10 protein-coding genes are annotated in these 15686 nt (G+C 70.4%); 9 read left to right on the top strand and 1 reads right to left on the bottom strand.

The window, feature by feature from the left end:
* The first annotated feature begins 5 nt into the window (after positions 1 to 5).
* Positions 6 to 1424 (top strand): extracellular solute-binding protein, encoded by a 1419-nt coding sequence (locus OO70_RS36220; protein WP_043681041.1) that lies wholly within the window; start codon positions 6 to 8, stop codon positions 1422 to 1424.
* A gap of 351 nt (positions 1425 to 1775) precedes the next feature.
* Positions 1776 to 4406 (top strand): PAS domain S-box protein, encoded by a 2631-nt coding sequence (locus tag OO70_RS36215; RefSeq protein WP_043681105.1) that lies wholly within the window; start codon positions 1776 to 1778, stop codon positions 4404 to 4406.
* Between the two features lie 107 nt (positions 4407 to 4513).
* Here OO70_RS36215 and OO70_RS55510 read toward each other — a convergent pair whose 3' ends face one another.
* Positions 4514 to 4666, bottom strand: coding sequence for a hypothetical protein (locus OO70_RS55510; protein WP_199827480.1), 153 nt, complete (start codon positions 4664 to 4666; stop codon positions 4514 to 4516).
* A gap of 219 nt (positions 4667 to 4885) precedes the next feature.
* On the opposite strand from OO70_RS55510, the gene OO70_RS36210 reads away from it, so the two are divergent.
* From OO70_RS36210 to gap, 7 genes are all read left to right on the top strand, one after another.
* Positions 4886 to 5557 (top strand): response regulator transcription factor, encoded by a 672-nt coding sequence (locus OO70_RS36210; protein ID WP_043681038.1) that lies wholly within the window; start codon positions 4886 to 4888, stop codon positions 5555 to 5557.
* A 122-nt stretch (positions 5558 to 5679) separates the two neighbouring features.
* Positions 5680 to 7731, top strand: a complete 2052-nt coding sequence (gene uvrC, locus OO70_RS36205) for an excinuclease ABC subunit UvrC (protein WP_043681034.1) — start codon at positions 5680 to 5682, stop codon at positions 7729 to 7731.
* Positions 7728 to 8732 (top strand): RNase adapter RapZ, encoded by a 1005-nt coding sequence (rapZ, locus tag OO70_RS36200; protein WP_043681031.1) that lies wholly within the window; start codon positions 7728 to 7730, stop codon positions 8730 to 8732. The genes uvrC and rapZ overlap by 4 nt, the downstream gene beginning before the upstream one ends.
* Complete coding sequence (locus OO70_RS36195; protein WP_026150944.1) at positions 8729 to 9796, top strand: gluconeogenesis factor YvcK family protein; 1068 nt, start codon at positions 8729 to 8731, stop codon at positions 9794 to 9796. Before rapZ ends, OO70_RS36195 begins: the two co-directional genes overlap by 4 nt.
* Complete coding sequence (whiA, locus tag OO70_RS36190) at positions 9787 to 10776, top strand: DNA-binding protein WhiA (RefSeq protein ID WP_043681026.1); 990 nt, start codon at positions 9787 to 9789, stop codon at positions 10774 to 10776. Before OO70_RS36195 ends, whiA begins: the two co-directional genes overlap by 10 nt.
* Positions 10777 to 11517: 741 nt before the next feature.
* Entirely contained in the window at positions 11518 to 14475 is a 2958-nt protein-coding gene (locus OO70_RS36185) for a M14 family metallopeptidase (RefSeq protein WP_043681024.1), read from the top strand.
* Between the two features lie 189 nt (positions 14476 to 14664).
* Complete coding sequence (gap, locus tag OO70_RS36180; protein WP_043681021.1) at positions 14665 to 15675, top strand: type I glyceraldehyde-3-phosphate dehydrogenase; 1011 nt, start codon at positions 14665 to 14667, stop codon at positions 15673 to 15675.
* Positions 15676 to 15686 lie beyond the last annotated feature (11 nt).

Below are 15686 nucleotides of genomic sequence, written 5' to 3'. Positions count from 1 at the left end.
GTGCCATGAACGGTGCGAGCGCCACGCGCGCGTGGCCCGAAGTCAGTTGGGCCCAAGGAGTCCGTCGCATCCGTCGGGCCCGGAGAACCCTGGCCCCCTGGGTGCTGTGCGCGGCCCTGCTGCTGGCCGCGTGCGACGGCGGCGGGAGTGACGCCAAGGGGGCGAGTGCGTCCCCGAAGGACACCACCTGCGACGGGAAGATCAACGGCACCGCTCACATCACGGTGTGGTTCCACGCGGGCCCGAGCGGCGAGTTCACCACGCTGCGGAACCAGGTGAAGGACTTCAACAAGGCGCAGAAGCGGGTGCGGGTCGAGCTGGTCACCCTCCCGGAGAACCGCGCCTACACCGACCTGGTGCTCTCCGCCGCGGCCAGCGGGGACCTGCCCGACCTCCTCGACTTCGACGGCCCGAACCTCTACAGCTACGCCTGGTCGGGAAAGCTCCGGCCGATCGACTCCTGTGTGCCCGCGGGCGTCCGCGCCGACCTGTTGCCGACGATCCGTCAACAGGGCACCTACGCGGGCAGGTTGTGGGGCATCGGCACCTTCGACTCCGGCATGGGCCTGTATGTGCGCAAGTCCGTGATGAAGAAGGCCGGGATACGCGTCCCGACCGGCCCCAAGGACGCCTGGACCGCCACCGAACTGACGGGCATCCTCCACAAGTTGCGCACCCAGGGCTACAAGGCACCCCTCGACCTGCGGCTCGTCTACTCGCAGCCGGGCCAGGAGTGGAACACGTACGGCTTCGCGCCCGCCGTGTGGTCGGCCGGCGGTGACCTCATCGAGCCGGGGAACTACCGCACCGCCGACGGCTATGTGAACGGCCCGGGCTCGGTCAAGGCGCTCACCGACATGCAGAACTGGGCCAAGGCCGGGCTCATCGACATGGTCAAGGACGACAAGGCGTTCGTCAGTGGCCGCAGCGCGATCTCCTGGTGCGGGCACTGGGTGTACCCGGAGTTCGACAAGGCGTTCCCCGGAGATGTCGCGATGGTCCCGCTGCCCGACTTCGGCCAGGGCACCGTCACCGGCATGGGTTCCTTCCAGTGGGGCGTCCCGGCGGGCAACGCGGACGGCGACGCCGTATGGCGCTTCCTGTCCTTCCTGCTCAAGCCGGCCCAGGTGCACCGCATGACCGTGGCCAACGGGGCGATCCCGGCGACCGAGAGCGCGATCAGGCTCTCGCCGCAGTACGCGCCCGGCGGCGCCGAGCATCTCTTCATCGAGCAACTCCGGGACGGAGTGGCCCGCCCCAGGCCGCAGACACCCGCCTACCCGGCGATCACCGACGCCTTCTCGCGGGCCTTTGCGAAGATCATCTTCAATCTGGCGCCGGTCAGGGCCACCCTCGACGATGCCGCCGAGAAGATCGACAAGGACCTCGCCGCGCACGACGGCTATCCGCCCAGCACGTCGTGAAAACGGGCGCCACGCGTGCGTGCCCGACTTCGAGGTTCCCCATACCTCGTCAAGACCCTGACGATCATGGCTGGTTCGGGGCAGGCTGGGCACGTGACCGACCACCGTCGATACCCACTGCCCACCGGCCGCTGAGAGCCCACTGTGCGCCGCCCCCGGTCCCCGGGCCCGCTCCGTAGGGTGCGTCCGGGGCGCCGCCCCGGGCCCGGCCTCTCCGCGCCCACCGCGTTCCTGGTACTGCGCAGCCGACGACCCGACCCCGCCCCGCACGGTCCTCGCCGTCGGCGCTTCCGGGGGAACGCCCGCCTCCGCGTCCCCTTCCTCGCCAGGCTGCGCGTCGGGCGCAAGCTGATGCTCCTGGTGCTGCTTCCGGTGACCGGCATGCTGGCGTTCACGGTGTTCGGCGCGGTCTCGCAGTGGCGCGAGGCGCAGACGATGCGGGACTTCCGTACGGCGACCGAGCTGTCGTTCAGGACCACCGCGCTGACCGACGCCGTCGCCACGGAACGGATCGCCGCCGTGAAGGCACGGCTGCGGCCCGGACCGGCGACCCTGAAGGAACGTTCCCGTGCGGAACACGCCACCGAGCGCGCCCTGAACGCGGCCTTCCTGGGCACGGTCGGCTGGACCGGGCCGCCCGACGTGCCGGGCCAGCTCGACGCGCGGAACCGTCAACTCCGCGCCCTGCGAGTGCAGACCGGGACCGGCTCCCTCACCGCGCCCCAACTCGCCGACCAGTACGACACGATCGAGAACGACCTACTGGAGACGGCCGCCACGCTGGAGTCCGGCCGTCCGACCCGCAGGTCGGGGCAGGCGGCCGACGCCCACATCGCGCTCCTGAAGGCCGTCGAGGCCGCCGAACACGAACGCACCGAACTGGCCGTGCTCTTCGCCACCCCGGACGCCCCGCACGCCACCGCCACGGACCGCTGGTCGGCCCTGGAGAAGGCCCTCTTGGACGACTTCGGCCGGAGAGCGCCGGCCGCCCTCAAGAGCAGGCTGTACGTCGCTCTCCTCCAGCACCCCGGCCTCGTCGTCCGCAAGACCCGCGAGACCCTCGCCGACCCGCACGCCGACCGGAACGCCTGGCCGTCGTACGACAGTTGGCTGACCGCCTCGACCCAACGCATCGGGGCACTGCGCGTCATCCAGCACCAAGTCGCCGCCGAGCTGGGCCGTGACGCCGCGGGCGACCTCGACGTCGCGCGGGCGCGGGAGGCGCGCGACCTCGGCGTGTCGCTGGCCGTCCTGGCCGCCGTCACCGTCCTCGCGCTGGCCCTGCGCCTGTCGATCACCCGCCCGCTGAGCGAGGTGTCCGCGGGCGCCAGGGCGCTGTCCGAGGGCGATCTGTCGTACGACATCCGGTACACGGGCCGGGACGAACTCGGCGCCGTCGCCGACACGTTCCGCGAACTGAGAGTGACCACCGAACGGCTCGCCGCCGAGATCGGCACCATGAACACGGCGATCGACGACAACCGGCTGGGCCACCGCGCGGACGTCGCCGCGTTCGAGGGGACGTGGGCGCACCTGCTGGGCGGCATGAACGGCACCATGGCGTCCTTCGCCGCCGCGCACGGACGCCGCCGCCAGGCCGAGGAGGAGCTGGCGAGCATCTTCCGCCTCTCCCTCGACCTGTTGTGCATCGCGGGACTCGACGGCTACTTCAAGCGCGTGAACCCCGCCTTCGAGCGGACCCTCGGCCACCCCGCCCGGGCGCTGCTGGGCAGACCGTGGCTGGAGTTCGTGCACCCGGAGGACCGGGCACGCACGCGTGCCGCCCTCGACCGGCTGGCGAGCGGCGTCGAACTGGCCGAGTTCGAGAACCGCTTCCTCCGGGACGACGGCACCGAACGCTGGCTCCAGTGGAGCGCCCGCCTGGTCACCGGCGAGGGCCTGATCTACGCCGCCGCCCGCGACGTCACCGAGAGCCGTCGTGCCGCCCGCGAACAGACCGCGCTGCGCCGGGTCGCCACCCTCGTCGCGCGCGGGGTGCCACCGCCCGAGGTGTTCTCCGAGGTCGCCGACCAGGTGGGCAAGGTCCTGAGCAGCGGCTCCGCCGCGGTCCTGCGCTACGGCGCCGACGGAGCCGCCACCGTGCTCGGTTCCGCGCACCGGCCCCCCGCCGAGACCGAGGTGGCCGCCGCCGCGGAGGTGGCGCGCACCGCACGCCCCGCGCGCGTGGGCCGTTCGGTGGGCGCCCCCATCGTCGTGGACGACCGGCTGTGGGGCGCCGTCGTCGCGGCCGCCGCCGGACCCGAACCGCTGCCCCCGGACACCGAGTCCCGGCTCGCCGACTTCACCGAACTCGTCGCCACCGCCCTCGCCAACGCCGACAGCCGCGACCAGCTCACGGCGTCCCGCGCGCGCGTGGTGGCCGCCGGGGACGCCTCCAGACGCCGTATCGAACGCGATCTGCACGACGGCGTCCAACAGCGGATCGTCTCCCTCCAACTCGACCTGAGAATGGCCCAGTCGATGCTGGAGGAGCAGTCGGAGGAACTCGCCGGGCAACTGGACCACATCGCCAAGGGCTTGGACGACGCCTTCGCCGACCTGCTCCAGGTCGCGCGCGGCATCCACCCCGCGATCCTCTCCAAGGGCGGCCTGGGCCCGGCCCTGCGCGCGCTCGCCCGCCGCTCCGCCGTCCCCGTCGAACTCGACCTGCGACTGCCCGCCGGCCGCCTCCCGGAACAGACGGAGGTCGCCGTCTACTACGTGACCTCCGAGTGCCTCACCAACGCCGCCAAGCACGCGCGCGCGAGCTTCGTGCAGGTGTCGGCGCGGGTCGACGACGACGTCCTGGAGGTGACGATCGCCGACGACGGAGTGGGCGGCGCCGACCTCGGCAACGGTTCCGGGCTCATCGGACTCGTCGACCGCGTCGAGGCGATCGGCGGCAAGCTCCGCGTCAACAGCCCACCCGGAGAGGGCACGACACTCGCCGCACGACTGCCGCTTCCCCGAAGGGACATGTGACCGCCCGAGGCGTACGCGAGGGGGTCCAGGTCGGGGGGAGCCGTGGACTCGGTGACGTCGCGTACGCATCGGGCGGTCTTCTCGGACGGAGAGGCGACCGTCCGGCTCTAGGAGTGCTGCGAGGGTCTCGGACGCAGGCGCTTGGCGCGCACGACGTCGGGATCGCGCGGGTCGAGGGCGTCGCTCAGGGGCAGGGTGTCGTCCTCGCACGGGCGGACGCGGACCGACCGCCGTCGTTTCTCGATCCGCGTCCGCCGCATCTCCCGCAGCCTTCCGACTTTCCGACCCCGGACCCGTCGCCTCTCACCCGAGGAGACCGGCCCGCTCACATCAGCACCGCTACGAGAATCGCCCGGACGCGGCCCCGTGTCGTCACGGGCACCCCCCAATTCCCGTACCCGCTAGCCGTACCCGAACCGGTCCGGCAGGCTGTGCGTGGCGCACCGGACCGCACCGGTCGGGCAAGGGGAGCCGTGACGATGGACGCATCGCAGCAGACCGCGCGGGGACGGGTCGTCCTCGCCGACGACGACGTCCTGCTCAGGGAGGGCCTGGCGAGCCTGTGCGAACGCCTGGGCTACGAGGTGGCGGGCCAGGCCGGCGACGCGGAACGGCTCCTGGAACTGGTCGACACCGAGCGGCCCGACCTCGCGATCGTCGACATCAGGATGCCGCCCGACCACTCCACCGAAGGCCTGAAGGCGGCCCGCACGATCCGTGAGCGCCACCCCGGTACCGGCATCCTCGTCCTCTCGGCGTACGTCGAGGTCGAGGAGGCCCTGGAGCTGCTGGCCGGCGGGCACAAGGTCGGGTATCTCCTCAAGAGCCGGGTCACGGCCGTCGACGACTTCATCGAGGCCCTCGACCGCATCCACAAGGGCGGCTCGGTCGTCGACCCCTCCCTGGTGCACGAGCTGTTCTCGGCGCAGCGCCGCGACGACCCGCTGTCCTTCCTCAGCGCCCGCGAGCGAGAGGTCCTGGCGCTGATGGCGGAGGGCCGCTCGAACGCCGGCATCGGGCGGAGACTGTGGGTCACCGAAGGGACCGTCGAGAAGCACGTCCGCAGCATCCTGGGCAAACTCCACCTTCCGGAAGCCTCCGACGATCACCGCCGTGTCCTCGCGGTTCTCACATTTCTGGAGTCCCGATAGGAGTCCCGATAGGAGTTCCGGTCGGCGTTCGGTCAGGCGTTCCGACAGGAGTTCCGCCGGGCGCGGTCGGCGTTGTCCACAGCCCCGCCGCACTGTCACCCCGCGCCAGTAGGGTGTGAAACATGGCCGACCCCTCCAGCTACCGCCCCAGGCCGGGAGAGATCCCGGACTCGCCCGGGGTCTACAAGTTCCGCGACGAGCACCGCCGGGTGATCTACGTCGGAAAGGCGAAGAGCCTGCGCCAGCGCCTGGCGAACTACTTCCAGGACCTGGCCGGACTCCACCCGCGCACGCGCACGATGGTCACCACGGCCGCGTCGGTGGAGTGGACGGTGGTGTCCACAGAGGTCGAGGCCCTCCAGCTGGAGTACTCCTGGATCAAGGAGTACGACCCCCGGTTCAACGTCAAGTACCGCGACGACAAGAGCTACCCGTACCTCGCGGTGACGATGAACGAGGAGTTCCCGCGCGTACAGGTGATGCGCGGTCACAAGAAGAAGGGTGTCCGCTACTTCGGACCGTACGGACACGCGTGGGCGATCCGCGACACCGTGGACCTCCTGCTGCGCGTGTTCCCCGTCCGCACCTGCTCGGCCGGCGTCTTCAAGAACGCCACCCGCACCGGCCGCCCCTGTCTGCTCGGCTACATCGGCAAGTGCTCCGCGCCCTGCGTCGGCCGTGTCTCCGAGGAGGAACACCGCGAACTGGCCGAGGAGTTCTGCGACTTCATGGCCGGCCGCACGGGCACGTACATCCGCCGCCTGGAGACGCGGATGACGGACGCGGCCGAGGAGATGGAGTACGAGCGGGCGGCCCGCCTGCGCGACGACATCGAGGCCCTGCGCAAGGCCATGGAGAAGAGCGCGGTCGTGCTCGCCGACGCGACCGACGCCGACCTGATCGCGCTCGCCGAGGACGAGTTGGAGGCGGCCGTCCAGATCTTCCACGTCCGCGGCGGACGCGTCCGCGGCCAGCGCGGCTGGGTCACCGACAAGGTCGAGGACGTCACCACCGCGGCCCTCGTCGAGCACGCCCTCCAGCAGCTCTACGGCGAGGAGACCGGGGACTCCGTCCCCAAGGAGGTCCTCGTCCCGGCCCTGCCCGACCCGGTGGAGCCGGTCCAGCAGTGGCTGACCGACCGGCGCGGTGCGAACGTGTCGCTGCGCATCCCGCAGCGCGGCGACAAGAAGTCCCTCATGGAGACCGTCGCGCGCAACGCCCAGCAGTCGCTGATCCTCCACAAGACCAAGCGCGCCTCCGACCTCACCACCCGCTCACGCGCCCTGGAGGAGATCTCCGAGGCCCTCGACCTGGACAGCGCCCCCCTGAGGATCGAGTGCTACGACATCTCGCACCTCCAGGGCGACGACGTCGTGGCCTCCATGGTCGTCTTCGAGGACGGGCTGTCGCGCAAGAGCGAGTACCGCCGCTTCCAGATCAAGGGCTTCGAGGGCCAGGACGACGTCCGCTCGATGCACGAGGTGATCACCCGCCGCTTCCGGCGCTATCTCGCCGAGAAGGAGAAGACGGGGGAGTGGGCGGACGGTGACGAGCTGAGGGACCTGAAGGACGACGAGGGCCGCCCCAAGCGGTTCGCCTACCCGCCGCAGCTCGTCGTCGTCGACGGCGGGCAGCCGCAGGTCGCCGCCGCCAAGAGGGCCCTGGACGAGCTGGGCATCGACGACATCGCCGTGTGCGGTCTCGCCAAGCGCCTGGAAGAGGTCTGGCTGCCCGACGAGGACGACCCGGTGGTCCTGCCCCGCAGCAGCGAGGGCCTCTACCTCCTCCAGCGCGTCCGCGACGAGGCCCACCGCTTCGCGATCACCTACCAGCGGGCCAAGCGCGCCAAGCGGTTCCGGGCGAGCCCCCTGGACGACGTGCCCGGACTCGGCGAGACCCGCAAGCAGGCGCTGATCAAGCACTTCGGTTCGGTGAAGAAGCTGCGATCCGCGACAATCGATCAGATCTGCGAGGTTCCGGGCATAGGTCGCAAGACCGCCGAGACCATCGCGGTGGCCCTCGCCCAGGCGGCCCCGGCCGCACCCGCCGTGAACACGGCGACTGGAGAGATCATGGATGACATGGAAGACGGGACACCCGAGACGACGGCGGGTGCCCCAGGGGAGCCCGTACCCGCGGGAGCCCCGGACGAGCGACGGGGGCAGGAGACATGAGCGAACAAGAGAAGCAGCCCACAGCGGACCGAGATCGGACGCACAAGGAAACCGGCGACGATCAAGCTCCGCAGCAAGAGGTCCAGGACGACGGAGCACAGGTGAGTACGGACAGCACGACCCCCGGGGTCCCCGAGGCGGCCATCCCCGAGCTGGTGATCATCTCCGGCATGTCCGGGGCCGGGCGGTCCACGGCCGCCAAGTGCCTGGAGGACCTCGGCTGGTTCGTCGTCGACAACCTCCCGCCCGCCCTGATCCCCACCATGGTGGAGCTCGGCGCCCGCTCCCAGGGCAACGTGGCCCGGATCGCGGTCGTCGTCGACGTCCGCGGACGGCGCTTCTTCGACAACCTCCGCGAGTCCCTCGCCGACCTGGAGTCGAAGAACGTCACCCGGCGGATCGTCTTCCTGGAGTCCTCCGACGACGCCCTGGTGCGCCGCTTCGAGTCGGTGCGCCGCCCGCACCCCCTCCAGGGCGACGGCCGCATCGTCGACGGCATCGACGCCGAACGCGAGTTGCTGCGCGAACTGCGTGGCGACGCCGACCTCGTCATCGACACCTCCAGCCTCAACGTCCACGAACTGCGCGCCAAGATGGACGCCCAGTTCGCCGGCGAGGAGGAGCCCGAGCTGCGGGCCACCGTCATGTCCTTCGGCTTCAAGTACGGCCTCCCGGTCGACGCCGACCTGGTCGCCGACATGCGCTTCCTGCCCAACCCGCACTGGATCCCGGAGCTGCGCCCCTTCAACGGCCTCAACGAAGAGGTCTCGGCGTACGTCTTCAACCAGCCCGGCGCCAAGGAGTTCCTCGACCGGTACGCCGAGCTGCTCAGGCTCATCGCGGCCGGCTACCGGCGTGAGGGCAAGCGGTACGTGACGATCGCGATCGGCTGCACCGGCGGCAAGCACCGCTCGGTCGCCACGGCGGAGAAGCTCGCCGCGCGGCTCGTGGCCGAGGGCGTGGAGACGGTGGTCGTACACCGGGACATGGGACGGGAATGACGGGACGTAGCCCACGGCTGGGCAGGCTGCGCCGAGTGGTGCCCGAAGGACGTACGACCAGGCCCGTCGAGGCCCGCGGCGGCAAGCCGCGCCGGCGCGGCACCCAGCCCAAGGTGGTCGCCCTCGGCGGCGGCATGGGCCTGTCCGCCTCGCTGACCGCACTGCGCCGGATCACCGGCGACCTCACCGCCGTCGTCACCGTGGCCGACGACGGCGGCTCCAGCGGACGCCTGCGCGACGAACTGGGCGTGCTGCCCCCGGGGGACCTGCGCAAGGCGCTGGCCGCGCTGTGCGGCGACGACGACTGGGGCCAGACCTGGGCCCGGGTCATCCAGCACCGCTTCCAGTCCAAGGGCGACCTGCACGAGCACGCGGTCGGCAATCTGCTGATCGTCGCCCTGTGGGAGCAGCTCGGCGACCACGTCCAGGCCCTCGACCTGGTCGGCAAGCTGCTCGGCGCGCACGGGCGCGTGCTGCCCATGTCCGCCGTACCGCTGGAGTTGCAGGCCCTGGTCAAGGGGCACGATCCGGCGCGGCCCGACGACGTCGACACCGTCCGGGGACAGGCGACCGTGGCGCTCACGCCCGGCGAGGTGATGTCCGTGCACGTCGTGCCGCACGACCCGCCGGCCGTGCCCGAGGCCGTCGCCGCCGTGCTCGACGCGGACTGGGTGGTGCTCGGTCCCGGCTCCTGGTTCTCGTCCGTCATCCCGCACCTGCTGGTGCCGGAACTGCTCGACGCGCTCACCGAGACGAAGGCGCGCCGGGTACTCTCCCTGAACCTCGCGCCGCAGCCCGGAGAAACCGATGGCTTCTCCCCGCAGCGTCATTTGGAGGTTTTGGGACGACACGCCCCTAAACTCGCCCTGGACGTGGTGCTGGCCGACGAGGCCGCCGTGCCCGATCGCGCGTCGCTCACCGAAGCCGCCAAGCGGCTGGACGCCGCGGTCGAGCTGGCGCCGGTGGCTCGGACCGACGGAACTCCAAGGCACGACCCGGAGCTGTTGGCCGCCGCGTACGACCGTATTTTTCGGATGCATGGAAGGATCGGCCCATGGCGATGACGGCAGCGGTGAAGGATGAGATCTCCCGGCTCCCCGTCACCCGGACCTGCTGCAGGAAGGCGGAGGTCTCCGCCATTCTGCGGTTCGCCGGAGGCCTCCACCTGGTGAGCGGGCGCATCGTGATCGAGGCGGAGCTGGACACCGCGATGGCGGCGCGCCGGCTCAAGCGGGACATCCTGGAGATCTTCGGCCACAGTTCCGAACTGATCGTGATGGCGCCCGGCGGCCTGCGCCGCGGTTCCCGTTACGTCGTCCGGGTGGTCGCGGGCGGCGATCAGCTGGCCCGGCAGACGGGGCTCGTGGACGGCCGCGGACGCCCGATCCGGGGCCTGCCGCCGCAGGTGGTCTCGGGGGCGACCTGTGACGCCGAGGCGGCCTGGCGCGGCGCGTTCCTGGCCCACGGCTCGCTGACCGAGCCCGGCCGGTCCTCCTCCCTGGAGGTGACCTGCCCGGGCCCGGAGGCCGCGCTCGCGCTGGTCGGTGCCGCCCGCCGGCTGTCGATCGCGGCGAAGGCCCGCGAGGTGCGCGGGGTCGATCGGGTGGTCGTCCGCGACGGCGACGCGATCGGCGCCCTGCTCACCCGGCTCGGCGCGCACGAGTCGGTGCTGGCCTGGGAGGAGCGCCGGATGCGCCGCGAGGTGCGCGCCACGGCGAACCGGCTCGCCAACTTCGACGACGCCAACCTCCGCCGCTCGGCCCGCGCGGCCGTCGCGGCCGGCGCGCGTGTGCAGCGCGCTCTGGAGATCCTCGCCGAAGAGGTCCCCGAGCACCTCGCCGCGGCCGGCCGCCTCCGCATGGACCACAAGCAGGCCTCCCTGGAGGAACTGGGCGCCCTCGCCGACCCGCCGCTGACCAAGGACGCGGTGGCGGGCCGTATCCGCCGACTGCTGGCGATGGCCGACAAGCGGGCGCAGGATCTCGGCATCCCGGGCACGGAGTCCAGCATCACCGAGGAGATGGCCGACAACATGGTCGGCTGACGATCTGCCAATACGCCGGTGCGGATGCCCACTTGGGGCATCCGCACCGGCGTTTGTCTGTCGTGGGGGTGCCTCGGCTTCGATGCCGACGGGCCGTCAACGCACCGGTGCGGGCGCCTGTGGGGGCGTGCCTGGTGGATCGGGCCGGCGGAGGAGGCCAACGGCGGCCGATCGGCGTGAGGGGGTCGGCGGCAGGAGGCGGACCGTGAGGGTTTTCCGCTGGGCGAGTGGAAGCCGGCCTGGCGTCCTCGGGAGGATGTCCGGGGCTCGTCCGAGGGCGTCGGCGTCGGCGTATTTTCTGCCGGAGGTGCGACTGCCTCGATGCCGACGGGTCGTCAATTCGCCGGTGCGGCCGCCCGGCTGGGCCTGCCCGACGGTTCGGGCCGGAGATCAGCGGCGACCGAGGACAAGGCCGGGCGAGTCTCCAGCGCGCGGGTGCCGACCCCGCGTCCCCGGTCAGCCCCAAGGCTTCCGTACTGGCGTCCGGCTGCCTTGGGCGTCTTCCCACTCGATGTCTGTCTGTCGGGCGCCAACGCCGCCCGGCCGGGCCCAACGGGCAACGTCACATGGCCGTCCCGGAGCAACACGCGTCCCCCTCGCCTCCCCGGCACGATCCACGAACCCTCCCAAAGACCCCCGTACCGGCGTTTGTTCGTCCTTGATGCGCCCTTGACTCGATCATGAAGTGTCATGAGCCTGGCAACTGTTCGCCGTTGTGGCGAAGAATTGCTAGGGGGGTTCATGAGACACAGAGCGAGATCGATCCTCGCTGTCGGCGCGCTCCTGATCGCAGGGGCGAGCATCGCACCGCTCGCCCAGGCGCAGGGCGGGAGTTCGACGAAGGCCGACCCGGACGAGGTCAAGGTCTTCCACGCCGATGTCACCCAGAAGCAGATACCCCTGCTCCTGAAGGCGGGGCAGGACGCCCACGAACTCGGTGACAACAAGTTCTCGGCGGCCGGCAAGACCTCCGTCGAGGTCTACCTCACCGACCAGCAGGCCCAGAAGCTGGAGAAGCAGGGCGTCGACCTCACCGAGCACACCCTCTCGGCCAAGGCCGAGACTCGCGTCGAGGACGCGGCGCAGGGCGTGTTCCGGCCGTACAGCGGAAGCGGCGGTCTGGAGGAGGAGATCGTCAAGACGGGGCAGGCCAACCCCGGTCTCACCAAGGTCGAATCCATCGGCAAGACGATCGACGGCCAGGACATCCTCGCGCTCAAACTGACCAAGAACGCGAAGAAGACCAAGGACGGCTCCAAGCCCTCGGTGCTGTACGTGTCCAACCAGCACGCGCGCGAGTGGATCACGCCGGAAATGACCCGCCGGCTGATGCACTACTACCTGGACAACTACAAGACCGACAAGCGCATCAAGAAGATCGTCGACTCCACGGAACTGTGGTTCGTGCTCTCCGCCAACCCGGACGGCTACGACTACACCTTCAAGGACTCCGACACCCGTCTGTGGCGCAAGAACCTGCGGGACGTCAACGGCGACGGCGTCATCTCCACCGGCGACGGCGTCGACCTCAACCGCAACTTCGCCTACAAGTGGGGCTACGACGACGAGGGTTCGTCCCCGAACCCGACGAGCGAGACCTACCGCGGCACGGCTCCCGCCTCCGAGCCCGAGACGCAGGCACTCGACAACTTCGAGAAGCGCGTCGGCTTCAGCTACGGCATCAACTACCACTCCGCCGCCGAACTCCTCCTCTACGGAGTCGGCTGGCAGGTGGCGACACCCACCCCGGACGACGTGCTCTACAAGGCACTCGCGGGTACGCCCGACAACCCGGCGATCCCCGGCTACCACTCACAGGTCTCCTCGGAGCTGTACACGACCAACGGCGAGGCGGACGGCCACGCGTCGAACGTCAACGGCATGTCGATGTTCACCCCGGAGATGTCGACCTGCCAGACCGCGTCGAACATCGACCCCAACGACGCCTGGAACGCCGCCGACTGCCAGTCCGTCTTCAACTTCCCCGACGACGAGAAGCTGATCCAGGACGAGTTCGCGAAGAACATCCCCTTCGCGCTCTCCGTCGCCGAGACGGCCGTCCACCCCGACCAGCCGAAGTCGTCCGTCGGCCTCAGCGCCGCCGACTTCACCCCCGCCGCCTTCCCGACGTCGTACTCGCGCGGTGCCGACCAGGAGGTCGCCGTCGTCGTACGGAAGTCCGTGCGCGACAAGGAGCTCAAGTACCGCGTCAACGGCGGCCGTACGCAGGACATGGCGCTCAAGCCCTGGAAGGGCGGCCAGACCTACGGCGGGGACGACAACCTGTACTTCGACGAGTACCGGGCCAAGGTCAAGGACGGCGACCCGGGCGACAAGGTCGAGGTGTGGTTCACCGGTGAGACGAAGGCCGGGAAGCGCACCTCCAGCGCCCACTTCACGTACACGGTGGCCAAGAGGCCTGCCGCCGACACCCTCGTCGTCGCCGAGGAGGGCGCTGCCGCCACCCAGACGCAGGCCTACGTCGACGCGCTGAAGGCGAACGGCCGCAAGGCGGTCGTCTGGGACGTCACCACCCAGGGCGCGCCCGACGCGCTCGGTGTGCTCGACCACTTCAAGACGGTCGTCCACTACTCGGGCCCGAGCGGTCCGGGCAACGACACCCAGCTCCAGCTGCGCGCCTTCCTCAACGAGGGCGGCAAGCTGATCGAGGCCGGCGAGCAGGCCGGCGGCTCCGTCGCCCTCGCCGACGGCACCCCCTCGAACGACTTCAGCCAGTACTACCTGGGCGCCTACTCGCGTACGTCCCTCCCCGGGGCCACCGGCTTCACCGGCTCCGGCAAGCTCGCCGGCTTCATCGGGCCGCTCAGCGGCGCGCCCGGCAATCCGCTCGACCGGGCGGGCAGTTACAGCGTCACCTCCGACTCGCTGTCCCCGGCCACCTACCCGCAGTTCGCGAGCGCGGGGGCGGGCCAGTTCGCCGGGACCGTCAACCCGTACGGGCCCTACGCGGGCTCCTACATGGCCGCCGCCGTCCACACCGACGACGCCTACAAGCGCCTCACCCGCACCATCGACCTCACCGGGGTGAGCGCGGCGGACAAGCCCACACTGCGCAGCGAGTTGCTGTGGGACACCGAGCCCGGCTACGACCACGCCGTCGTCGAGATCCACACCACCGGCGCCGACGACTGGACCACGCTCCCGGAGGCGGGCGGCGCCACCAGCACCGCCCTGCCGTCGGAGTGCGAGGCCGGGTTCCTGGTCGCCGAGCACCCGTGGCTCAAGCACTACCTGACCTTCGCCACCAGCGGCTGCACCGCGACCGGCTCCACCGGCTCGTGGAACAGCTTCACCGGCGCCTCCAACGGCTGGCAGCAGGTCAACTTCGACCTGAGCGCCTACGCCGGCAAGTCGGTCGAGGTCTCGCTCAGTTACATCACCGACCCGGGCTCCGGCGGCCATGGCGTCCTCGCCGACAACGCCTCGCTCGTGGTCGGCGGCACGGCGACCCAGACCGAGGGCTTCGAGACCTCCCTCGGCGCCTGGAGCGTCACCGGACCGCCCCCGGGCAGCCCGGCGGTCCTGAAGGACTGGACCCGCACCGGAGCCCTGTTCCAGACGTACGGCGCGATCACCACCGACCGCACCGTGCTGCTCGGCTTCGGCCTGGAACAGGTCACCGCACCGGCCGACCGGGCGGCCCTGCTCAAGAAGGCGCTGGCGGCCCTCAAGAGCTGACTCGGTGTGACGATGTCATGAACATCGAGGGCGGTCCGTACCCCTACTGGCGGGTACGGACCGCCCTGCCGTGTATGGGGCATCTCGATGTCACCCCGGAGGGCTCAGGAGGGTAGGGTCGTAGGCGGTCGGGGACATCCCATACAACTCGCCGGCACTGAGCCGGCGTACCAACGAGGAGATCGGTTCGTGACGATCCGCGTAGGCATCAACGGCTTTGGCCGCATCGGTCGTAACTACTTCCGCGCGCTGCTGAAGCAGGGTGCTGACATCGAGATCGTGGCTGTCAACGACCTGGGTGACACCGCGACCACCGCTCACCTGCTCAAGTACGACACGATTCTGGGCCGCCTGCAGGCCGAGGTGTCGCACACCGCCGACACGATCACCGTCGACGGGCACACGATCAAGGTCCTGTCCGAGCGCAACCCCGCCGACATCCCGTGGGGCGACCTCGGTGTCGACATCGTCATCGAGTCGACCGGCATCTTCACGAAGAAGGCCGACGCCGAGAAGCACATCGCCGGCGGCGCCAAGAAGGTCCTCATCTCGGCTCCGGCCAAGGACGAGGACATCACCATCGTGATGGGCGTCAACCAGGACAAGTACGACGCGGCGCAGCACCACGTCATCTCGAACGCCTCCTGCACCACCAACTGTGTGGCGCCGATGGCCAAGGTTCTCGACGAGAACTTCGGCATCGTCAAGGGCCTGATGACGACGGTCCACGCGTACACCAACGACCAGCGCATCCTGGACTTCCCGCACTCGGACCTGCGCCGCGCGCGTGCCGCCGCCGAGAACATCATCCCGACCACGACCGGTGCCGCCAAGGCCACCGCCCTGGTCCTCCCGCAGCTCAAGGGCAAGCTGGACGGCATCGCGATGCGCGTCCCGGTCCCGACCGGTTCGGCCACCGACCTGGTCGTCACGCTGCAGCGCGAGGTCACCAAGGACGAGGTCAACGCCGCGTTCAAGAAGGCCTCCGAGGACGGCGACCTCAAGGGTTACCTGTCCTACACCGAGGACCCGATCGTCTCCTCGGACATCGTCGGCGATCAGGCCTCCTGCACCTTCGACTCCCTCCTGACCATGGTCCAGGAGGGAAACACGGTGAAGATCCTCGGCTGGTACGACAACGAGTGGGGCTACTCCAACCGCCTCGTCGACCTCACGGTCTTCGTCGGCGGCCAGCTCTAACTCCCAGAGCA

This window comes from Streptomyces xylophagus (genome assembly GCF_000716435.1).
GTDB lineage: Bacteria > Actinomycetota > Actinomycetes > Streptomycetales > Streptomycetaceae > Streptomyces > Streptomyces xylophagus.
Note: the sequence above shows the minus strand (reverse complement) of the source record. Positions and strands in the feature narration are given on the sequence as shown.

Excerpts from the sequence above, each read along its gene's own strand:
- OO70_RS55510 (WP_199827480.1), bottom strand. The coding sequence starts at position 4,666 with ATGCGGCGGACGCGGATCGAGAAACGACGGCGGTCGGTCCGCGTCCGC.
- OO70_RS36195 (WP_026150944.1), top strand. The coding sequence starts at position 8,729 with ATGACGGGACGTAGCCCACGGCTGGGCAGGCTGCGCCGAGTGGTGCCC.
- OO70_RS36185 (WP_043681024.1), top strand. The coding sequence starts at position 11,518 with ATGAGACACAGAGCGAGATCGATCCTCGCTGTCGGCGCGCTCCTGATC.
- OO70_RS36215 (WP_043681105.1), top strand. The coding sequence starts at position 1,776 with ATGCTCCTGGTGCTGCTTCCGGTGACCGGCATGCTGGCGTTCACGGTG.
- whiA (WP_043681026.1), top strand. The coding sequence starts at position 9,787 with ATGGCGATGACGGCAGCGGTGAAGGATGAGATCTCCCGGCTCCCCGTC.
- OO70_RS36220 (WP_043681041.1), top strand. The coding sequence starts at position 6 with ATGAACGGTGCGAGCGCCACGCGCGCGTGGCCCGAAGTCAGTTGGGCC.
- rapZ (WP_043681031.1), top strand. The coding sequence starts at position 7,728 with ATGAGCGAACAAGAGAAGCAGCCCACAGCGGACCGAGATCGGACGCAC.
- OO70_RS36210 (WP_043681038.1), top strand. The coding sequence starts at position 4,886 with ATGGACGCATCGCAGCAGACCGCGCGGGGACGGGTCGTCCTCGCCGAC.
- uvrC (WP_043681034.1), top strand. The coding sequence starts at position 5,680 with ATGGCCGACCCCTCCAGCTACCGCCCCAGGCCGGGAGAGATCCCGGAC.